At 31.7% G+C, this 24,391-nt stretch carries 11 protein-coding genes; 6 read left to right on the top strand and 5 right to left on the bottom strand.

All coding sequences use genetic code 11. The features are described 5' to 3' along the window. Positions 1-31 precede the first annotated feature (31 nt). The 3 genes from LPB87_RS19505 (at position 32) to LPB87_RS19495 (ending at position 1,778) form a co-directional block, all read left to right on the top strand. Entirely contained in the window at positions 32-430 is a 399-nt protein-coding gene (locus tag LPB87_RS19505) for an ankyrin repeat domain-containing protein (protein WP_230729008.1), read from the top strand. A gap of 239 nt (positions 431-669) precedes the next feature. After that, complete coding sequence (locus tag LPB87_RS19500; protein ID WP_230729007.1) at positions 670-1,041, top strand: ankyrin repeat domain-containing protein; 372 nt, start codon at positions 670-672, stop codon at positions 1,039-1,041. A 350-nt stretch (positions 1,042-1,391) separates the two neighbouring features. Further along, on the top strand, positions 1,392-1,778 hold the full coding sequence (locus LPB87_RS19495) for an ankyrin repeat domain-containing protein (RefSeq protein WP_230729006.1): 387 nt from the start codon (positions 1,392-1,394) through the stop codon (positions 1,776-1,778). 80 nt (positions 1,779-1,858) lie between these two features. On the opposite strand, the gene LPB87_RS19490 is transcribed toward LPB87_RS19495, so the two are convergent. The 5 genes from LPB87_RS19490 to LPB87_RS19470 all read right to left on the bottom strand — a co-directional run bounded on the left by LPB87_RS19490 (position 1,859) and on the right by LPB87_RS19470 (position 8,541). Beyond that, entirely contained in the window at positions 1,859-2,947 is a 1,089-nt protein-coding gene (locus tag LPB87_RS19490; RefSeq protein WP_230729005.1) for a M42 family metallopeptidase, read from the bottom strand. Positions 2,948-3,240: 293 nt separating this feature from the next. Next, complete coding sequence (locus tag LPB87_RS19485) at positions 3,241-4,257, bottom strand: FAD:protein FMN transferase (RefSeq protein WP_230729004.1); 1,017 nt, start codon at positions 4,255-4,257, stop codon at positions 3,241-3,243. 22 nt (positions 4,258-4,279) lie between these two features. Then, positions 4,280-6,469 (bottom strand): PepSY domain-containing protein, encoded by a 2,190-nt coding sequence (locus LPB87_RS19480; RefSeq protein ID WP_230729003.1) that lies wholly within the window; start codon positions 6,467-6,469, stop codon positions 4,280-4,282. 9 nt (positions 6,470-6,478) lie between these two features. Then, positions 6,479-6,964: a DUF2271 domain-containing protein gene (locus tag LPB87_RS19475; protein ID WP_129539019.1), complete on the bottom strand. Its 486-nt coding sequence runs from the start codon at positions 6,962-6,964 to the stop codon at positions 6,479-6,481. Between the two features lie 80 nt (positions 6,965-7,044). Further along, on the bottom strand, positions 7,045-8,541 hold the full coding sequence (locus tag LPB87_RS19470) for an ankyrin repeat domain-containing protein (RefSeq protein WP_230729002.1): 1,497 nt from the start codon (positions 8,539-8,541) through the stop codon (positions 7,045-7,047). A 536-nt stretch (positions 8,542-9,077) separates the two neighbouring features. Between LPB87_RS19470 and LPB87_RS19465 the strand changes: the two genes are divergently transcribed. The 3 genes from LPB87_RS19465 to LPB87_RS19455 all read left to right on the top strand — a co-directional run bounded on the left by LPB87_RS19465 (position 9,078) and on the right by LPB87_RS19455 (position 24,086). Further along, positions 9,078-9,761 carry a DUF4294 domain-containing protein gene (locus tag LPB87_RS19465; RefSeq protein ID WP_230729001.1) on the top strand — a complete coding sequence of 228 codons (684 nt, stop codon included), beginning with the start codon at positions 9,078-9,080 and terminating at the stop codon, positions 9,759-9,761. Positions 9,762-9,993: 232 nt separating this feature from the next. Beyond that, a complete protein-coding gene (locus LPB87_RS19460) occupies positions 9,994-16,887 on the top strand; it encodes a S8 family serine peptidase (RefSeq protein WP_230729000.1) in 6,894 nt (2,297 codons plus the stop codon). Between the two features lie 293 nt (positions 16,888-17,180). Further along, positions 17,181-24,086 (top strand): S8 family serine peptidase, encoded by a 6,906-nt coding sequence (locus tag LPB87_RS19455; RefSeq protein WP_230728999.1) that lies wholly within the window; start codon positions 17,181-17,183, stop codon positions 24,084-24,086. Positions 24,087-24,391: the final 305 nt, after the last annotated feature.

The following is a 24,391-nucleotide window of genomic DNA, read 5'->3' as shown; positions in this document are numbered from 1 at the left end:
ATCAATCAAAAAATCAATCAAATCAATCACCATGAAAAAATCAATCGTTTTTTTAGGAGTCGTTTTTATGGCTTTAACTCCCGTTGTCCAAGCTTCAAGTAGGAGTACAAGTTTTAATTTATTAAATACTGAAAAATGTATCGTACAGGGATATGATCGAAGCCCTCTTAATGTCGCAATTAGCAAAGGAGATATAGAAACAGTAAAGAAATTTATAGAATATGGTGCGAGTGTCAATAAAGTACTAGACGGAATGTCTCCGTTGATGGCCGCAGCTCGTTATAATAAAGTCGAAATTATAAAATTTCTTGTGTCAAAAGGAGCTGAACTTGAGACTGAAAATGAGAAAGGGTACACAGCATTGAAGTATGCAGAAGTATCAAAAGCAAAAGAAGCTATTGCTTTTTTAAAAACTATTCTAAAAAAATAATTATTCTTTCAAGTTTATCAAAAGACCTCAAATCTTTATTTTGAGGTTTTTTTGTTTACAAGTATCGTAAATGATTTAAAATATACTTTTACTCTATTTGATAATGAGTAAAAAAAGATGAATTATATAATTATGTAACATTTAATTTGTTTACGTGACTTATCATTATGGATATCTCTTTTGTATGAGGCAATATTTATAATAAATTATCAATCTAATCATCAATCTAATCAATCATCATGAAAAAATCAATTATCTATTTAGGAGTAGCTTTAGTTACTTTTACAAATGTTGCACTAGCTTCAGATCATAAACCATTTAGTTCTGACATGCATATCAGTGTTGATGTTAATCCTTTAAATACTGCCATTTGTAAAGGGGATATAGAAACCGTTAAAAAACTTTTAGAAAACGGTGCAAGAATAAATAAGTTTTCAGGAGGTTTGACTCCATTAATGACCGCCGCCCGTTATAACAAAGTCGAAATCATTCATCTCTTACTTTCTAAAGGTGCTAATCCTCATATTACTGCCGATAATGGATATAATGCCTTAAAATTTGCAGAAGTTTCAAAAGCTGTAGATGCTGTAGCAATTTTAGAAAAATATTAATCAATACTATTTTCTTAATTAAACACCTCAAATCTTGCCCTTAGATTTGAGGTTTTTTCAATTTATAAAAGTTCAAATTTTTTTAATTTACTAAGTATTTAAGTGTTTGATATATAATGTTTTATTTGTTTTAGAAATAGTGTAACATTTTATTTATTAATGCGTCTATATAGTATAGTTGTTCTTTTTTCAAAACAATTATTTAAAATTAAGGGTCTAATTTTAAGCTAATGTTAATTATTAGTTAAAACAAAGTACCTTGCAATACATAATACCAATTTTAAATATATATTTGTATAAGAATTAATAAAGATTCTAAATCATCAATCATCAATCAAAAAACAATCACCATGAAAAATTCAATCGTTTATTTAGGAATAGCTTTAGTAGCTTTTGTTAATGTTTCTTTAGCTTCAAATCCAGCTAAAAATTTATTTGTTAATGACAAAACTTTAGTTTCAGTAGTCTTTGATTCAGCTCCTTTGAATGCAGCTATAAGAAAAGGAGATATTGAAACAGTTAAGAAGTTTATTGAATATGGAGTAGATGTCAATAATACTTCTGACGAATTGACTCCATTAATGACTGCAGCGAGATATAATAAAGCTGAGATTATAAAACTTTTGCTATCGAATGGGGCTGATAGTACAATAAAAAATGAAAAAGGTTTTACTGCATTAAAATATGCAGAATTGTCTAATGCAACTGATGCGGTTGCACTTTTGAAAAAAGCTTAAATAAGCCTATTATAGTTAGTAAAAATCCCCGCAAATCAAATTATGATTTGCGGGGATTTTAGTTAAAATTAGTTTTAATTTTATTTGAAATATGAAAAAGTCTCTTCATTTTCAATTTTCAACAATGATTCGTAGATCAATTTAATTACATTCTCAACATCATCACGGTGAACCATTTCTACAGTAGTATGCATGTATCTTAACGGAAGCGAAATTAATGCTGAAGCAACACCACCATTACTGTATGCAAATGCATCGGTATCTGTACCAGTAACACGAGAAGATGCTAAACGCTGAAACGGAATTTTATTAGCTTCGGCAGCATCAATTATTAGCTCACGCAAATTATTTTGTACAGCAGGAGCATAAGTAATAACAGGTCCTAAACCTATTTTTGTGTCTCCTTCAATTTTCTTTTCTATCATTGGAGTTGTCGAATCGTGACAAACATCTGTAACAATAGCTACATTAGGCTTGATGGTTTTGGTAATCATTTCGGCACCACGTAAACCTACTTCTTCTTGAACCGAGTTTGTGATATACAATCCAAATGGCAGTTTTACTTTATTTTCATGTAGCAAACGAGCTACTTCAGCAATCATAAAACCTCCCATTCGATTATCGATAGCACGGCAAACAAATTTGTTTTCGTTCAAAATCATGAATTCATCAGGATAAGTGATAACACAACCTACATGAACTCCCATTTTTTCAACTTGTTCTTTGGTTTCACAACCTAAATCAATAAAAATATTGCTGATTTTTGGGGTTTCTTCCTTGTCGCGTAATCTTGTGTGAATCGCTGGCCATCCAAAAACACCTTTAACGATTCCGTTTTTAGTATGAATATTTACTCTTTTTGATGGTGCAATCTGGTGATCAGATCCACCATTTCTTATTACATATATTAATCCATCATCTGTAATATAGTTCACATACCAAGAAATTTCATCAGCATGCCCTTCAATAACTACTTTATATGGAGCATCTGGGTTGATAACTCCTACAGCAGTTCCGTATGTATCGGTAATAAAAGTATCAACATATGGTTTTAAATAATCCATCCAGATTTTTTGACCGTCACTTTCGTAACCAGTAGGTGAAGCATTATTAAGATAGCTTTCTAAAAAAGTAATTGAAGCATCATTTAAGATTGATTTTGTACTCATAAAAATATTTTTTTTGCTAATTTATAAATTTGTATTTCATATACTTTACTGACGTATTTAAAACATTACGTGAGTGAGTAATCTGTTTTTTAGTCAGTATTTAGGTAAGAAAGAGTTATTTCTCTTGTAATTACAGTACCTAGAATATAAAATATATAGTAACAAAAGTAAACTTAATTTTCACGAAAGACAAACAAGGAGAATTCAGTTTTTGTTAAGTTTAAGGAATAAGCAAATTTGCTCAACGAGTAGCAGTCAAGATTAGAATTATAAGAAGCGCACTGTGATTTATTTTAGTGAAATTTAGCTTTAAATTTTTTGAGACGGAAATTTTCAGACTTTATAACTTTTCCTTTATCAGTAATCATTAGAGAACTGTATTCAGGGAATTTTTTAAGTAAGAGCAAACCTTCTTTTTTTCCGAGTACCATTATAGAAGTACTTAAACCATTTGCCATTTCAGCATTAGGTCCAAAAATTGTTACACTGCATAAGCCAGTTGCAGGATATCCAGTTGCAGGGTTTATGATGTGAGAATAGCGTTTACCATCAAAAACAACAAATTTTTCATAGCTTCCAGAAGTTGTTACAGCTTCTTGTTCTAAAGGTACAGTAGCTAAGAGTTTTTCAGGATTAAACGGATTGGTAATTCCTATTTTCCATGGGGTTCCATTTGGTTGACTTCCCCAAGTACTCATATCTCCTGATCCATTTATGATTCCAGCTTTGATACCTTTTGCCAGCATCATATCGCGACACTTGTCAGCGGCATAACCTTCTCCAAGTGCACCAAATCCTAATTTCATTCCTTTTAATTTTAGGAATATAGTAGAATTTACGGAGTCTAAAATGATATTTTTATACCCCACTTTTTCTACCGATTTTTTAATGTTTTCCTCCGTTGGCATTTCAGTCATTGATCCGTCAAATTTCCAGATTCTCTCCATGGCAGCAAAACTGATATCAAATCCACCATTTGTTATTTCTGATAAACGGATTGCTCTTTGCGTCAACTCAAAAACTTCACGATCTACTTTTACAGGTCGAATTCCTGAATTTTGACTTACTTCAGAAACTTGAGAATCTGATTTCCAATCTGAAATTAAATTTTCAATTCGTGTAATTTCAGCAATAGATGCATCAATATTTTGCTCAGCAGTAAGAGAATCTTTTGCAACAATTGTGATGTCAAAACGACTTCCCATAAGGAGCGTAGTTCTTTTTCGTAAAACTTGCGCATTGCTATAAAAGCTACTAGTTAGTACAAAAAGTAACAAAAGTTGCTGTATGAAATTTTTATTAACTGACATGTATAGTGTCTTTTAAGTACGGTTAATAACAATCCGTTAATAACTGTCCATTATTTTTAAAATCTAGTATACTTTTGGATTGCTTAGAAAGGCATAATGCATCAAGAGCCATTTCTACATCTTTTTGCATTGCCAACGAACCGCAAATCATTATAGTACCACCTTGTAATAATAATTCAACAAAAAAGGCAGCATCACGATTTATAAGATCCATTACATAAATGTGTTCTGCTTGACGTGATAATGCTAAATGAAAACTATGAAGTTGTTGCTTTTCAATCATAGTCGCAGCAAACTTTTTATATCCAGAAACTGTTTCTGTTTCCATTCTGAAGCCACAATATAAATGAGTTTCAGTTTTTATCTTGTTTTGTTCAATCATTCCAAGGAAAGGAGCAATACCAGTTCCATTTGAAATAAAAGCCACTTTTGGAGATTTTTTAGGAAAGTGAAAAGCTTGATTCTTAAGAATTCTCGCTTTGATGCTATCGCCAGGTTCAAGATTATTTAAATAAGTAGAACCCAATCCATGTGAATGCAGTTTTACAACTAATTGCACATTGCCAGAATGGTTTCCGATAGAATAGAGGCGTTCTCTATTATCATTTGCAGGATAAACGGCTAATAAATCACCAGAAACAAATTTGGTTCTGCTTCCTGTCTGTAAAGTAAGTATAAAAGTATGTTCAGAATCAGAAACAGGAGTTTTGTCTAATACTATTAATTTCTGTAAGCCTTTTGGAACTTCATTATATAAGGAAGGCGTTGGAGATAATGGAATTCCAGTTTTAGTACTCCATAATCTAACCCAGTTTACAAATTCTTCTGCAGATTTATCATTTACAGTTTGTACTTCTAATAAACGATTAGCCCAATTTTGTTTTTCTAGTAAAGAATCAATTTCAAATGCAAAACCGCAATAGTTTGGATAGATTTTTGAACCAAACCCGACAACAGAAAATTGAACTTTATGTTCTTGATTGTGTTTTTTTAGAATGGATGTAAATTTATCTCCATTAGAAGGAGCGTCTCCTAATCCGTGTGTTGATGTGAAAATGATGATATGTTCTGCTTTCGGAAAAGTTTTAAAATTATTCAATTCGGTCATGAAAACTTTTTCACCGTTTGCAATCAATTGTTTTTGAATCGCACTAGCAAATCGCAATGAACTTCCGTTTTCTGAACCAGCCAATAAGATAAATTTGCTTTCCTCAGCTTTGCATTTATTTTTGATTCGGTTTGCTCTTCTTTTTAAGGTCATTGCAAACCCCGAATAAATAAAAAACAAAATGTTTAGACAAGCAACTGCTAGAATTATTGCCCAAACTGCATTGGTTTTCCCAGTATGTAGATTAAGGCTTAAAAGAGCCAATTGCGATCTCATCGGAGAAAGTTTCTCTGTTACTACAGCGCCAGTTACCTGATTAACTTCGATTTCTCGATCATTTAATTGAATGATATAATATTCTTCTGGATCATCAGAGAAAGGGAATTCTATTTTTTTAACATCAGATAAAAGAGTTTGTTTGAATATTGATGGAGCATCATTTTTTTGTTCCGCAACTGTTATTGATTTTTCGAACTGATTATTCTCTTTGTCCATGAAAAAGTTAAACCTTTCCAATGTTAAATAAGTTCCAGTGAGTGCAATAATTAAAATCGGAATTAAACTCCATCTTCCTAATATGATATGATAATATTGAGAAAAATAATCTTTAGTTACTTTTGAAAAGAATTTACGAACTCCCAACTGTCTTTTAACAACAAGAACAAAACCCGAAATTGAAATTAAAAAAAGTAAAAATGAGATAATTCCAACAAAAAGACGGCCTGTTTCTTTTAAAAATAAAGAACGATGAAAAGCAGTAACCCATTGAATGAATTCAGTCTTTTTTAAAGGTTTTCCTAACTCTTTGGCGGTTAAAGGATCAATGTGCGCATTAACGTCATTTCCGTCTTGATCAATAGCCTGCAACGTTACAAACTGATTATGATCTACAGTTAACTCTGTAATTTCAGGATATACCTTTTTTAAAATAGGTAAAGTCTGTTCTAAAGTTATTGTGTCAAAATTTGTTGCTCGATAAGGAAGCGTTTTTTCTTGTACAGCATCAACGGCCAAAACGATACCTGTAACAGATGCAATTAATAGAAACAAAGAAGAAAACAAAGCCAAAGCCAAGTGAGAGTAACGCCAAAAAGAAAGAATCATTATATGCTATTATATTTTATTTAATCTTACGTAACGGATGTATCCCTTACCTTCTGTTTTAGTAGCTAATCCTTCTGTTGTTAGAGGGATTTCTAAGTCGTTTACATAATATTTTTGATCCTCAACAGCACTTTCAAATCTTAATTTGTATCCAGAATTGATTTTAGAATTTTCAATTTCTATCGTGGTAATGCTTCTGTCTCCGCCTGTTACAGAGGCACCCGTTTTTGCACTAATATTATCAGATGGTTTTTTAGAATGAAATTTATTCCATTCTTTTAGAGTGTTGTACCATTTTTTATCATCACCCATTACATAAAGTGTTTTTTCATATTCTCCTTTAGCATTGATAAGAGAAACAACAATATAGGCTCCTTCTCCCATATAGTTTGACATTTGAAGCATGCATTTGTATTTTGAAGCTTGTGCAGAAGCTTGAAAAGATATTAGGCAGATAAGGGCTCCAGTTAGAGCTATTTTAAATATTGATTTCATGATGTAATTGTGTTTGTATTATTCAATTCCTAATAATGCGATCCTTTATTGTTATTTTAAAGAATCGCAAAAAGAAGTTATTATTTTAAAAATTCTAAAGAGACGTTATTTTTCGTCAAAGTTTCATTTTCTTTTGCTAAAGCATATGCACTTTCATCAAATTCAGTTTGAATATCTTTTTTTGCACCAATAGACAATAAATATTTCAATATAGAATCGTCTTTAGAGACCATTGCAGCTTTATGAAGTGCTGTTAAGCCATCTTTGTTTTTTGCATTTACGTCAATATTTAAAGAAGCTAATTTCTTTAATAATGTTAAATCATTTTTAACCATTGCAATGTGATACAAGGTACTTCCATCCACTTGTGGAGTTGCTAGGTTCAATCCTTTATCTTGAAGTAATTTTATTTTAGCATCGAAAGGATCTTTTGCTGAAGCAGCTTCACGACTATTTTGCGGACGGTATGATTGTACTAAATAAAAGCCTAAATTATTTCCGTCTTTATCTTTAACTGCAACGTCAGCTCCTTTTGCTAAAAGAATTTCAATAGCTTCGGGAGTTCCTGATTTTACTGCAAATGTTAAAGCAGATTCCCCTTTATTATTTTGTGCATTTAAATTTTTTACTACCGGAAGTAATTTTTCTAAAACAGCAGTATCTTTTGCCGAAGCAGCAATCATTAATGGTGTATTTCCGTCTTTATCGGTTTTGTTTGCATCTACGCCTTTTGCCAAGAAATATGTAACGATTTCAGTTTGGTTAGGTTTAGCTACTAAAAAGTGAAGAACATTTTCTCCAGACTTTGTTACAGCAGTTGGTTTTATCTTAACTTCTTCAACTAAATATTTATAAGCTTCAAGAGAAGTTGCTTCTCTACGAGCTCCTTGTGCTGCAATAAGAAGTGCATTATCATTAAACTTAACTCCTTTTTCTAAAAGTTTCTTTAAAAGAGCAACATTTCCAGATCTAGCTGCGTAATTAAAAGCAGTGTTTCCTTCGTTATCAACGTCTTTTAATGACATTCCTTTAGTCGCAAAATAAGTTGATAATACTAAATCTTTATCATTAGGAATTGCCATTAATAATAAATTAGCTCCATCTCTATATTTTTTCTTTGGATCAATACCTGCTTTGAAAAAAGTGTCGTATAAAGCTGTATTAGATTGTCCGTTGCTAGCAGCGAAAACAACTGGTGTTGCACCTTTACTATCTTCAAGATTAATATCAGAACCTTTTGCAATAAGATATTCTACAAGTTCGATATTTCCTTTGTTTGCCGCCCAATGTAAATAAATACGACTGTCATGAGTCATTTTATTTACTGGATTTCCAGGCTGTTCTAAAAGGAATTTTATAGTAGCTATTGGAGCATCATTGTTAATAGCTAAAACAACTGGATCAAAAGCATTTTGATTGGGCTGAGACGGGTTGCTTCCTTTTTCTATTTCGGCTTTAACAGCACTTACATCTGGTGACGTTTTCCAAAATGATTGTTCTAGTAAGATGTTTTTTTGCTGTGCACTAACAAATAAAGTAGCAGCTAATGCTATAGAAATAAAAAGATTCTTCTTCATATTTATGTATTTATTGTTTATTGATTTTTGACAAGATTTGTTTTTTATTAGATAGAAATAACTTATCTATTTAGAATAAATAAGAATAGAGCAAATGTAAATATTAATATCTTTAAATCAAGTTTAATTTCTCAAAAAATAAAAATAATTGGAACTTTAGATTTATATTATGTTAAATATGCTTTATACATTTTATTGTCTCTTTTTAGTTATGGTTTTATCTATTATTGATGTCAATCAAAGACTATAAGTTACATTCTGATCTTTTTATTGAAATTATTTCTATATAATTGGTAAATGAATTTTTTATGTCAAAGTAGGGATAAAAAGAAGTAGAGGTTATTTTCTAATTATTGTAAGCTAGTTGTTTTCAGATATAAACTAGCTTTTTTTGATTCATATTTGGAGGCTAATATTATTTTTTAAACTGTTAAGTTGTTGTATATTAGTTTTATATGATATTTTTTTTCTAAAATATAAATTTGGTATTACAATTGTATATAAATGTATAATTTTACATTCAAATTAATAACTCAATGAAGTTTAGAACCTATTTATTTTGCTTTTTTCTAGTGTGTTTTGTTGGTCATGCTCAAATCGATAAAAATAATCCCCAACAAATGGGATACGTTTTAACCGAAAAGGATTCTATATTAAATGATACAATTCAATTACCAGAAATTATTATTTCAAAAGAAAAGCTTGATCCTGAGGCTCAAAAACAATTTTTAATTTTACAGAATAGAGTTTATAAAACATATCCATTTGCTAGATTGGCTTCGGATAGATTAGTTGCTCTTAATAAAGGTATGGCTCGTTTATCTTCAAATAGAGAAAAAAAGAAATATTTTAAAATTGTTGAAGATTATCTTAATAATGAATTTGAAGGGAAATTAAAGAAGTTATCTCGTAAGCAGGGGCAAATATTAGTGAAGCTCATTCACCGTCAAACAGGAACGACTACATTTGAGTTAGTAAAAACGTTAAAAAGTGGATGGAAAGCCTTTTGGGCTAACACTACAGCTAATGTTTTTGATATTAGTTTAAAGACTGAATATGCTCCTTATGAAGTTAATGAGGACTATTTAATTGAAATAATCTTAATTCGTGCTTTTGAATCAGGAAGATTACAATATCAAGCACCAGCTCATCCAGTTGATTATAATGATCTTAGTGAGCGCTGGCAAGAAAAAGCAAAAGAAATGAAGGCCATAAAATAGCTTTATTTTTTATTAAAAATTATGAGAAGACCTATCAAATATGTTTTGATAGGTCTTTTTTTATAGCGTTATTTTGATTAGTAAAATAAAATCCTTTTTAAATAACTTAAATCTTTTAATTCTCATAATTTAATATAATAAATCTTATAATATAGGTTTTTGTAGAATTATTTTGTAAGTTTAATCTTTATTTTGTTTTTTAGAAATAAGTGTTAATCAAATAGTTTTCAAAATGAAGAAAAAATTACTTAACCTAATTATGATGTTTTTAGCTATTTTGGGATGGTCACAAAACATTTCAGAAACTGATTTTTCTATTACTATAAATGGAAATAAAATTTCGACTACTGAAAATTTTAAACAGCAGTTTATAGAATTAAAAAAGAATACAAGTAAACGACAAAGACTTGATAAGGAATATATTTTGTTGCAATTTATAAGAATACCTTCAATAGATGAGCAACAAAAATTGAAAAAACAAGGAGTCACTTTGCTTAGCTATTTATCAAATAATGCTTATTATGCTACAATTGAATCTGATTTTTATAGTAAAAGAAATGTGTCTGATAATATAAGAAGCATAATTGCGATTGATCCAAAATATAAATTAGATCTAATGCTTGCCAATAATACTATTCCAGATTATGCTTTAGAGGAAAATGGAGTTAAGGTAGTAGTAAGTTATTTCAAAGGAGTAGATTCAAAAGTTATCTCAAATGATTTATCAGGTTTGTTTGTGAAAAACATAAAAATTGAAGAACCATTTAATCAAATTTATCTGCAGGTTTCTAAAGATAAACTAGAAGATATCGCAAAAAAATATTGGGTACAAAATATTGAATTAATTGCAGCTCCTGTTGAAAGTGATAATAAACCAGGAGTAACTTCGCATAAAGCAAATGTTTTGGGATCTACTATTTCAGGTTTAGAATATGGATTAACAGGAAAGGGAGTGAAAGTTGGTGTTTGGGATGGAAATTTAGAGAACCATAAAGATTATACAGGGAGAGTAATTAATAAGGAGTATGAATACAATTCATCTCATGGCAGTCATGTAGCAGGAACTATTGGTGGGGCTGGTTTATTAGATCCTAGAGCAAAAGGGATGGCTCCAGAAGTACAAATGTATGGATGGAATTTTAATACCCAATCAAATGGTTTATCGGTTGCAAGCGAAAGATTAAAATCAATTGCAGAAGATGGAATTGAAATTACATCAAATTCTTATGGAACAAGTCTTACTTCTGGCTTTAGTACCTATAGATATAATGGATCAGATTATGGTGATGATTTTGTTACCGCAATGAACCCTTATCTTTTAAACATATATTCTAATGGAAATGCTCAAACTATATATCCGGGAGGATTTAATACTTCTACAAAAAATTCGAAGAATTCATTGCATGTTGCAGCAAATAATCCAAATGATCAGATTAGTGGTTATAGTAGTTTTGGACCAACAGTTGATGGACGCTTGGTACCACAAATTGCAGCAGTTGGGAGCAATGTGTATTCATTAGATTATAGTAATTCCTATCAGTTCATGAGTGGAACTTCAATGGCAACACCAGGAGTAACTGGTATAGTTGCTTTGTTATACGAAAGATATAAAGGTATTTATGGAGAGAAACCATTAGCTTCATTAATGAAAGCTTTAGTTGCTAATACCGCAAAAGATGTTGGGAATCCAGGTCCTGATTATAAATATGGTTTTGGAAACATAAATGGACTAAGAGCAGTAAAAGTATTAGATAAAAAAATGTTTTATACCGCTTCTGTTGCTAATGGAGAAAGCTATGAAGAAAAAATTATAGTTCCAAAAGGATTGGTTTCACTTAAAGTAATGCTTGCCTATTCTGATCTTCCAGGGACACCAGGAGCAGGATCAATTCAGGTAAATGATTTGGATATTAAAATAGTAAAGGATGGAACAACGATTCTGCCTTGGGTATTAAATCCAACAACACCAGAAGCAAATGCCACTCGTGGAATTGATAGAATGAACAATATTGAGCAGATAACAGTAGACAATCCTACTGAGGGAATCTATAAAATTATAGTTACAGGTACAACAGTTCCTTTTAACAATCAGGAGTTTTCAGTGGTGTATGATTTTGTGACTCCAGGATTAGTTCTTACCTATCCGATAGGTGGAGAAAAATTTAATCCAGATACGACTGAATATATTCGATGGGATTATGAAGGAGATACTAAAACGTTTACCATTGAGTATTCTCTAGATGGAGGAATTAATTATCTAATACTCGCAAAAGATGTTCCATCAGTAGCAAGAAATTTTGAATGGAAAATACCAACTGGGATAGTTGCAAATGCTAAAATAAGAATAAGCGCAGGTACAAAAGTAGATGTTTCCAAAGAAGTATTTACTATTATTACAGAACCTAAAAATTTAGTTATTGCACCCTCAGTATGTGGCACTTCATCTTATAAAATGGATTGGGATCCTATTGAAGGAGCAAAATATGAAGTTTTAAAAATGAACGGTTATAAATTTGATGTTGTAGCAACTGTTACAGAACCGACTTATATATTTGATAATCTTGCTGTAAGTGAGGATAATTGGTTTTCTGTTCGTACAGTAGATGGCATTACAGGAATAGTTTCTGAACGAGTTCGTGCCGTAAATGTAGAGCCAGTGTTTCAACCAGTATTAAATGCTTTAAAATTGCCGTTTCTGGAGAATTTCAATAATAGAAAAGCAACCAATTATGTTATGTCTAAGGGAGTTGCTGGAGGTATTAAATATGAATATATCAATGCAGAACTATTAGATGGTGTAAAGATGGAAGGCTCAAATACAACATCTACCTCTTCTTGGGTAGAAAGTACAGCAATAGATGCATTTGCAAATAATCCAGATTATATAAAAAAGATAGCATTTTGTGATATAGATGCAACAAGCCTTGCTGGAAAAAATATCCGAATGAAGTTTAATTTATTATGGAATAGTGTTGGACCAGTCAATAAAAGTTTTTTTAGAGTCCTGATAAATGGAAATCTTGTAAATAGCCATGAAAATAAAACGGATTATGGAGGGACACAATTATCAGGTAATACTGAATTAACCTATGATTTATCAGCTTATGCAGGAACTACATTTAGCATAGTATTCGAAACAGTTATAGATAATAACTTTATTGTAGTGAATAAAAAGAATGTTTACAATTTAGTTTTTGTAGATAATATTGCTATTTACGAAGCTACGTCAACTGATTTAGAATTAACTTCATTTATTCCAAAGACTAGCTTAACAGCAACAGAAGTTGTAAAAATAAAAATCTTCAATCATTCTCCAGTTGCTATAAGTAATATTCCAGTTTCTTATAAAATAAATGATGAAGAAGAAATAATTGAAACAATTCCAGGGCCTATTAGCTCATTAGCAGAAATAGCTTATGATTTTACAAAAGCAGCTGATTTCTCTGCTCCAGGGCAATATACTGTTGTTGCTAATGTGAATTATATAGGGGATGAAGTAATAAAAAATAACACAGTTACAAATACATTTTATAATACTGGTACAGATGTTTTGATGGGATCTGTCGCTAGTATGACAACTTGTTCGGCAGTATTTACAGATGCAGGTACACGTTTTAATAATTATCCAATAGGAGTTACGCAAATAATAACTTTTAAGCCAGAAATTACTAAGAATAGTATAAATGTAAATTTTACTGATTTTGATCTCGAGATGGGTTATGATTTTTTATATGTTTATAATGGTTCATCTATAACAGCTCCATTGTTAGGTGCATTTACAGGAGCTGACTTACCAGAATCTTTGACTTCAACGGCAAGTGGAGGAGAATTAACCTTTAAATTTGTTTCTACTGATTATGTAAATAGAAGGGGTTGGATCGCAGCTATTAGTTGTGTTACAAAACCACTTGTAAATGACGCAGGTATAGTTTCTGTAATAACTCCAGAAATTCTTGGTAAAAAATCAAGTACACACAACATAACAATTAGAGTTAATAATTTAGGGTCTGAAGCATTAACAGACCATCCAGTATTTTATCAGGTAAATAATGGAACAAAAGTTACTGAAACAATTCCTGCTATTCCAGGATATTCAACAGTTAGTTTTACGTTTAATGCCAAAGCAGATTTATCTACTGTTAATGCTGAATATAAAATTAAAAGTGGTGTTGATATAGCAGATGATAATAGTGCTAATGATGTAATCGAAAAAACTGTATATAATAAAAATGAACTACCAGTTCACATTAATACAGATGGATATGCAATATCTAAATTGAAATGGAATGACATTGTAAATACTTCAGGAACTACAGCATATTCAGATTTTAAGAGTATAAAAATCCCTGTATATGCTGGCTTTACTTATCAGCCTGAGGTTACAATTAGTAGAACAGGAGTACCAATTACTAGAGACCAAACAGCAAATGCAGGTGTTTTTACAATGATTGTTATTGACCTAAATGGTGATGGTAACTTAACAGATGAATTTTATGCAGGTAATTTTTGGGTAAATACATTACCTGCTTCGACATCACCTGCGATTAAGTCAACACCAACAGTGCATTATTTTAGAAATAAATCCTCATTAGTAGGAGGTTTAACTATTCCGTCAGGTACAAAAGCTGGTGAGAAACTAATGCGTATTATACATATGTATCGTTCGCCATATGAGTATTTTAATGTTAATCTTGGACCAACTATTGATGGAGTAACAACTTCTAATGAAGATTTTGAAATAGAAGAATATACAATTGATGTATTGCCATTTACTGTAGCAGATGCAAGTGTAGAGAGAATTGTAACGCCACTTAAGTCAGGTAAGAAACCAGTTTCAGTGGAAGTAGTGATACGTAATTATTCGAATACTCCAATTACGAACTTCCCAATTGCCTATAAAATTAATGGAATCAACGAAGTAGTTGAAACTGTAGTAGACCCTATTGCATCTAAAGCGACTGCTAATTTCACATTTACTACAAAAGCAGATTTGAGTCTTCCAGCAGATTACACAATCGATGTTTATACTAAATTGAAAGGTGATACAGATGCTACAAATGATTCTAAATCAGTAACAATAGCACATGTTCCAAATTATGCTACAAACGTTACAGGAACTTTTGATGGATTAGACGATTTTGTAGTTATTGATGCTAATCCAGCTTTAAATCTTACTAATAATTATACATTCGAAGCATGGGTTAATCAGAAGGAACCAAGTATTTTAGGTAGAATATTAGATAAAGGTACAGTGCTGTTTTTTATACATAACACATCTAGTCTTAGCATTTATAAAGAAAATAGTTTAGTACTTTCTATAACTACTGCCAAAGGTTCTTATGTTATAAATACGGGGCAAAATTCAATTAAGCAAAATACTTGGCATCATATTGCTTATAGGGTAAGTAAAACCAATATTTATAAAATTTATATAGATGGAGTTTCGGTTCCTTTTACAAGCACAGGCATAGCAGGAGAGGCAAGTTCAAATGCAACATCATCTGCTTATATAGGAAACAATGCAGGTTTAGCACGTGGCTTAAATGGGAATATAGACGAAGTTCGTATTTGGTCAGGAGTTCGTACTCTAGCAGTAATAAAAGGCAATGCAATGAGAAACTATGTTGGAAATGAACTAGGTTTGGATGCCTATTACTCCTTTTCTGAAGGAGATAAAGAGTTTGTTCATGACTCCTCAATATATGATAATACAGCTGTTGTGAAAAATGCTGATACAAATGGCATAGGAGAGGGGAAATTTTGGAACGTACCAGTTTTATTGCAAAAACTAGATTTTATAAATCAACTATCATCATCATATGATGCAACTACCAAAACATATACAATTTTATTAAAGAAAGGAACTGATGTAGCTACTGCTGTTGCTAAATTTTCATTGGAGATGCAAAGTATTGCAAAAATAAATGGGATAACACAAATAAGTGGCAAAACAAAAAATGACTATACAAATCCAGTGATCTTTACTGTAGAAGGTGTAGGTTTTAATGCTGGAATTAATGAAGTCTATACATTAAAAATTATAAGTAATTTAAAAACGGAAAGTAAGTTACTATCTTATGATTTTAAAACAGCTTCTAATCCTGAGTTAACTGAAGAGATTAATACAGAAATAGTTGGTAATAATGTTACTAAAACTCTTCCTTATGGGGTTAATCTATCTAATTTAATTGCAGATTTTACTGTTTCATCAGGAGCGGAACTATATATAGATGGGGTGAAACAATTAAACTCAAAAACGACTTTATTTGATTATACAGATAGTTTTTTAGTAACTGTAGTTTCAGAAGATAAGTTTTCTCAAACAAATTATACAATAACTTTAGATGCAAAGAATTCTGAAACCAATGTTATATCTTATTCGGTAGCAAACCAAATAGGAGCAAGTATAATAAATTCAGATTTAAAAACGATACAAGTTTTTGTTAATAACAACGCCAATTTAAGTGCTTTAATTCCAAGTTTTCAAATATCCGATTTTGCATCATTGCGTATTGGTACTATTAAACAAGATAGTGGAGTCACGGAATTAAATTATACTTTACCTGTGGTATATAATGTAATGGCACAAAATGGTACAATCGAAAATTGGATAGTAACAATTGAGAGAGTCAGACCGACAATCATACTTAAGGGAAATACAGTTGTATATTTAAACAAAGGATGTCCGTATATTGAAGCAGGTTATACTGCTAAAGATAATTTGGATACGGATATCAGTGAGGGAGTCACGGTCTCAGGAACAGTTGATATAAATACGGCAGGTCAATATATCTTAACTTATAAGATAAAAGATCTATTGCAAAATGAGTCTTTAGTGACTCGTATAATAAATGTATCAACATCAGTTTGTGCTCTGGAAGTAGATAAGAATGAAATCGATGGATTTGTAATTTATCCAAATCCAGTAAAAGAAGGAAAGGTATATGTACAGACAGCCTTTACCGGTATAAAGAATATTGTGATATCTGATATGGCAGGAAAAATTGTTTTTACAATTGAAACAGAAAATAGAGAATTAAATATTCATAGACTACCATCAGGAGTTTATATTATGAATGTAGAGCAGGATGGTAAGGTATCAACTCAAAAACTTATTGTTGAATAAATAGATTGCATAATGTGATTTAATAAAAAAAGTGGCTACTATAATTATAGTAGCCACTTTTTTTATTAAATCACTTTTTCTAATCCAAGATTGCTTTTTAAATATTTTACTTTTTTTTGATTTTGTTAAAAATGAAAATATTTTTTTTTGTTATTTTTCTCTTGTGTTTGGTGGCTTTTATGTATTTATTTAACAAACTAATTTTGTTATCGTTGTTTTTTTATGAATTTATTTGTAGGTTTACTCTTTAGTGGCTTTTTTTTAACTTATTATTAATCAAATATTTTTGTAAAATGAATAAAAAAATACTTAGTCTTATTGCGATGTTTTTAATTATTTCAGTGGCTGCACAGAGTATTCCTGAAAATGATTATTTTATTTCTATAAATGGGAATAAAATAGTGACGACTGCTAATTTTAAACAGCAGATTAAAGAAAGAAAAAATAGTACCAGTAAAAAGCAAAGCCCTCAAACGGAGTATACTTTGTTACAATTTAAAAAGATCCCATCTGAGGATGAGCAGCAAAAGTTAAAAAGACAAGGAGTAACATTACTTAGTTATTTGTCAAATAATGCTTACTATGCTTTAATCGAATCTGATTTTTATAGTAAAGGGAATGTGTCTGATAATATAAGAACCATAATTACAATTGATCCAAAATATAAATTAGATCAAATGATTGTAGATCAAATTATTCCGGATTATGCTTTACAGGGGAATAATGTAAAAGTAGTGGTTAGTTATTTTAAAGGAGCCGATAGTGAATTGATTTCGCAAGATTTAGCCAATTCATTTGTAAAAAACATCAAAAAGGATCCTTTTTTTAATCAAATTTATTTAGAAGTTTCTAAAGAAAAATTAGAAGAAATAGCCAAATTTAATTGGGTTCAAAATATTGAATTAGTTCCTCCACCTGTAGAGAGTGACAATCTTCCAGGTTTGACTTCGCACAAAGCAAATGTTTTAGGATCTGCTATAGCAGGTCTAGGATATGGATTAACAGGAAAAGGGGTAAAAGTAGGAGTTTGGGATGGGAATCTTGAGCCACACAAAGATCATACAGGAAGAGTAATAGCAAAAGAATACGAGTCTAATTCATCTCATGGAGAACATGTTTCGGGAACTATTGGAGGAGCAGGTTTATTAGACCCAAGAGCAAAAGGAATGGCTCCAGAGGTAAAAATGTATGGATGGAATTTTAATACTCAATCTAATGGATTAAATAATTATCAAGAAAGAGTATTATCTGTTCAGCAAGATGATATAGAGATTACATCAAATTCTTATGGAATAAACCTTACTTCAGGGTTTAATACGTTTAGATATAATACGGGAGATCGTGGAGATGATGATGTAACAGTAGCATATCCTTATCTTCTAAATATTTATTCTAACGGAAATGCGCAAACGGCATATCCAGGAGGATTTAATACATCTACAAAAAATTCAAAAAATGCTTTACACGTTGCTGCTAATAATCCTAATGATTTAATTAGTAGTTATAGTAGTTTTGGCCCTACACTTGATGGGCGTTTAGTGCCACAAATTGCTGCGGTTGGTACCGATGTGTACTCATTAGATTATAGCAACTCATATCAGGTTATGAGTGGAACCTCAATGGCGACACCAGGAACAACAGGAACAGTGGCTTTACTTTATGAGAGATATAAAAATATCTATGGTACAAGACCATTGGCATCCTTAATGAAAGCTTTGGTAGCAAATACAGCCAAAGATGTTGGTAATCCAGGTCCAGATTATAAATACGGATTTGGTAATCTTAACGGATTAAGAGCAGTTAAGGTTATTGATAAAAATATGTTCTACACAGCATCAGTAGCTAATGGAGCAACTTATGAAAAAGATATTGTAGTTCCGGCAGGATTAGTTACGTTAAAAGTAATGTTAGCTTACTCAGATACTGGTGCAACTCCAGGTGCAGGTTTAGTTCAGGTTAATGATTTAGATATTAAAATTGTTAAAGATGGAGTTACTACTTTACCATGGGTATTAAATTCAACAACACCCAACGCAAATGCAACAAGAGGGGTTGATAATTTGAATAATATCGAACAAATAACCTTAGACAATCCAGCTCCAGGAACTTATAAAATCATTGTTACTGGTACAAAGATACCTCTAATTCCTACTCAGGAGTTTTCAGTAGTATATGATTATGTAGTTCCAGAATTAATTCTTACCTATCCAATAGGTGGCGAAAAATTCAATACAGAATCCACAGAATATATCCGTTGGGATTATGAAGGAGAACCAAAGCCCTTTACTCTAGAATATTCAATAGATGGAGGGATGAATTATGTAATAATAGCTAAAGATATTCCATCTGCAGCGAGAAATTTTGCTTGGAAAGTTCCAGCAGGAATAGTTGCTAATGCTAAAATAAGAATTAGTGCAGGGACTAAGGTAGTCGCTTCTAAAGAAATTTTTAATATTATAACTGAACCTAAAAATCTAGTTATTGCACCAGCGGCATGTGGAGTTTCTTCCTATAAAATGGATTGGGATCCTATTGCAGGAGCAAAATATGAGGTATTAAAAATGAACGGGTACAAGTTTGATGTTGTAGCTACAGTTACTGATCCTACATATACATTTGTAGGTGTAGCGGTAGGTGATGACAACTGGTTTTCTGTTCGTACTGTAGATATTGCAACAGGTATTGTTTCCGAACGAGTTCGTGCGGTAAATGTAGAGCCAGTTTCTCAACCAATTTTAAACGCCGCTAGTTTACCATTCCTTGAGGAATTCACTGATAGAAAAGCAACAAATTATGTTTTTTCTAAAGGAAGTACAGGAGAGGTAAAATATGAGTATGTAAATGCTCAGTTTTTAGATGGAGTAAAAATGGCAGGATCAGAAGGTACAGCTTCGGCTCCTTGGGTAACAAGCCCAAAGACTAATGTGGCATTTACTAATAATCCAGATTATATCAAAAAAGTTACTTTTTGCGATATCGATGCAACTAGTTTAGCAGGAAAAGCATTAAGGCTGAAATTTTTTTTAGAATGGGCCAATGTGACTCTGGCTGGAGTTGATAAAAATCTTTTTAGAGTTACGGTAAATGGAATTCCAGTATTAAGCCACGAAAATCAAGATGTATATGGAGAAACTGCTTCATATAGTGATAAAGAATTAACTTATGACTTATCAGCTTATGCAGGAACTACATTTAGTGTGGCTTTCGAAACAGTAAGTGATAACGATTTTGTAGCAACAAATAGTGGCAATGTATATAGTGCAATCTATATAGATAATGTTGAAATTCTTGAAGCTACAGCTACCGATCTGGCATTAAATTCATTTACACCAAACACAGGATTTACTACTACAGAAACTGTACAAGTAAAAGTTTACAATAACTCTCCAGTAGCTGTTAGTAATATTCCAGTATCGTATAAAATTAATAACGCCGTAGCAGTTGTAGAGACAATTGCAGGTCCAGTTAGTCCATTAAGCGAGGTGACTTATAATTTTACTCAAAAAGCAGATTTTTCTGTGCCAGGTGTGTATACAGTAGTAGCTAATGTAAATTATCCAGGTGATTTAGTCTCAGATAATAATACATTAACAAAAAAGGTTAATAATACAGGTTCAGATGTAGCGATGGGATCAGTTGCTGGTTTAATAACCTGTGCTGCTACTTTTACAGATAGCGGAACTCGTTATGGAGATTATGCAGATAACCTTAATCAAACAATAACTTTTAAGCCAGCTACACTAGGTGCTAGCGTTAAAGTAGATTTTAGTGCCTTTGATGTTGAAGCAGACTATGATTATTTGTATGTATATAATGGGGCAACAAGTGCAGCTACTTTAATAGGGGCTTTTACAGGAAATACGTTACCACCATCATTAATATCTACAGCTACAGGAGGAGAGTTAACTTTTAGGTTTACTTCAGATGGTGGAGTAACTGAAGCAGGATGGGTTGCAGCAATTACTTGTGTAGTCAAGCCAATTGTGAATGATGCGAGTATTGTTTCTATAGTAACGCCAGAAGTTATAGGTAAAAAATCTAGTGCACATAATGTAACTATTAGAGTTAGTAATTTAGGACCTGCTCCTCTAGCAAATTATCCAGTATTTTATCAGGTAAATAATGGAGCGAAAACTATCGAAACAATTGCAGCTATTGCACCATATTCAACTGTAAGCTTCACATTTGATGCCAAAGCAGATTTATCTACTGTTGATGCTACATATATAATAAAAAGTGGTGTCGATCTTGCAGATGATAATAGTGCAAATGATGTAATCGAGAAAACAGTATATAACAAAAATGATTTACCAATTCATACCAATACTGATGGATATGCAATATCTAAACTAAAATGGAATGATGTTATTAATACTTCAAGTACTACAGCGTATTCAGATTTTAAAAGTATAAAAATTCCAGTATATGCAGGATTTACTTATCAGCCAGAAGTAACAATAATAAAAACAGATACCCCTATCACGCAAAATCAAACTGCTAATGTAGGAGTATTTACTATGATGGTAATAGATTTAAATGGAGATGGTAATTTAACAGATGAGTTTTATGCGGGGAATTTTTGGGTAAATACAACGAATACATCAACATCACCAGCGATTCCATCAACAACAAGTACACATTATTTCAGAAACAATTTAACTTTAGTTGGAGGTTTAACTATTCCGGTAGGTACAACTGCGGGTGAAAAACTTATGCGCATTGTACATATGTATCGTTCGCCTAACGAATATTATAATGTAAACCTTGGACCAACTATTAATGGGCTTACAAGTTCAAGATCAGATTTTGAGGTAGAAGAATATACAGTTAACGTATTGCCATTTACGGTAGCAGATGCTAGTGTTGAAAGAGTTGTTGCTCCAATTAAACCAGGTAAAGCACCAGTTTCAGTTACGGCTTTACTTCGTAATTACTCGACTACACCAATTACAAACTTCCCAGTAGCATACAAAATTAATGGAGCAAACGAAGTAGTTGAAAATTTCACTGGCACAATTGCTGCAGGAGGAACTGCTAATTTTATATTTGCAACAAAAGCTAATTTAGGAATTCCTGCAGATTATACAATCGATGTGTATACAAAATTAGTAGGAGATACAGATGCTACAAATGATTCAAAATCGGTGACGCTTTCACATGTTGCAAGCCTTTTAACAAACGTAACAGGAACTTTTGATGGAATAAATGATTTTATAAAAACAGATATTACCCCAGCATTGAATCTTACTAATAACTATACATTCGAGACTTGGGTTAATCAAAAGCAACCATCGGTTTTTGGAAGACTTTTAGATAAAGGGACTGTCTTGGCTTTCATACATAACAATAGTAGCTTATCTATTTATAAAGAAAATAGTTTAGTGATTTCTATAACTACGCCAACGGGTTCTTATGTTATTAATACAGGAGCATATACCATTAAACAAAACACTTGGCATCATATTGCCTATTCAGTAAGTTTAGCTAATGTTTATACAGTTTATATAGATGGAGTCTCAGTTCCTTTTACAAGTACAGGTACAGCAGGTCCAGCTAGTTCAAATACAACTGCTGCTGTTTACATAGGTAATAATGCAGGCTTGGCTCGTGGTCTAAACGGGAATATAGATGAAGTGCGTATCTGGGAAGGAGTTCGTAATCAGGCTACAATTGTTGCAAATGCGATGACGAAATATTTTGGTAACGAAGCTGGACTATTGGCATATTATTCATTTTCAGAAGGAAGTAAGGAATTTGTTTTCGATAGTACTTTAAATGATAATACAGCATTAGTAACCAATGCAGATACAAATGGACAAGGAGAAGGTAAATTTTGGAATGTTCCGGTTTTATTACAAAACATTCAATTTGTAAATCAACTTTCGTCATCTTATGATCCAGCTACTAAAACATATTCTGTATTATTAAACGATGGAGGAGATGTAACTAATGGAATCATCAATTACAATTTAGGGATGAGAAGTATTGCGAAAATAAATGACGTTACACAGGTTAACGGTGTTACTCCAAATGACTATACAAACCCTGTTACACTAAAAGTAGAAGGAATAGGTTTTAATACAGGTATTTCTGAAACCTATACTATAAAAGTAGATGTTGATTTGAACAGCGAAAGTAAGTTGCTCTCTTATAATTTTAAAACTGTTTCAAATCCAGAGTTAGTTCAAGATATCAACACAGATATAGTAGGTAATAATGCGACTAAGGTGGTTTCTTCTGGAATTAATGTATCAAATTTAATTGCAGATTTCACTGTTTCGCCAGGTGCAGAGCTGTATATAGATGGAGTAAAACAATTAAACTCAAAAGCTGTAGTGTCGGATTATACAAATAGTTTTCTAGTTACAGTAATTTCAGAGAATAAGATATTTCAAACAAATTACACAGTAACATTAGATGCAAATAACACAGAAGCAAATCTTATAGCATACTCAGTAGCAAATCAAGTTGGAACTAGTATAATTGATCCAGTTTCAAAAACGGTAAAAGTTTTTGTTAATAACAATGCTAATTTAAGTGCATTGATTCCGAGTTTTCAAGTGTCCAATTTGGCAACATTGCGAATAGGGACTTACATACAAAATAGCGGAGCTACGATATTAAATTATACTTTACCTGTGGTGTATAATGTAATGGCACAAAATGGTACAATCGAAAATTGGACAGTGACAATCGAGAGAAGTAAACCAATAATTACACTTTTAGGCAATACAGTGGTTTCTTTAGATAAAGGATGTCCGTATATCGAAGCAGGTTATACTGCCAAAGATAATTTAGAAGCAGATATTACAGCAGGAGTTTTAGTATTGGGAACAGTTGATGTAAATACACCAGGTCAATATATTTTGACTTATACAGCAAAAGATGCTTTGCAAAATGAATCTATTGCTATTCGTATAGTAAACGTATCTGGAACAGTTTGTACGTTGGGAGTAAATACAAATGAAATCGATGGATTTGTTATTTACCCAAATCCAGTAAAAGACGGAAAGCTATATGTACAAACTACGTCTACCAATACAAAGAATATTAGAATATCTGATATGGGAGGAAAAATTGTTTTCACAGCCCAAACAGAAAACAAAGAATTAAACATTCATAACCTACCAACAGGAGTTTATATAATAAATGTAGAGCAAGATGGTAAGACATCAACTCAAAAACTTATTGTAGAATAAACACATTGCTAGATTAAGTTATCTATAAGCGGCTACTATATATAGTAGCCGCTTTTTTTGTGTCCTATATGGTAGGAGTAATATTCTATTATTAATATATTAAGAGAAGTTTTTTTGGGAGTACTTTCCTGCTATCCGCTCCAATCTTACCCTTTTTAAAGGAAAAAGGCTAAGGATTTCCTCTTTTATCAGGGCTAGGGTGTTCGAAATTTGCTGAATCAGCCAAATCAGCGAGAAACAAAAATGCGAAACCCCAGTAAAACCGAGCGGAAACAGGAGAAGAAGATGTTAGTAAGTAGAAAAAT

This window comes from Flavobacterium sp. EDS, from assembly GCF_020991525.1.
Classification (GTDB): domain Bacteria; phylum Bacteroidota; class Bacteroidia; order Flavobacteriales; family Flavobacteriaceae; genus Flavobacterium.
This window is presented reverse-complemented; position numbering and strand designations above follow the sequence as displayed.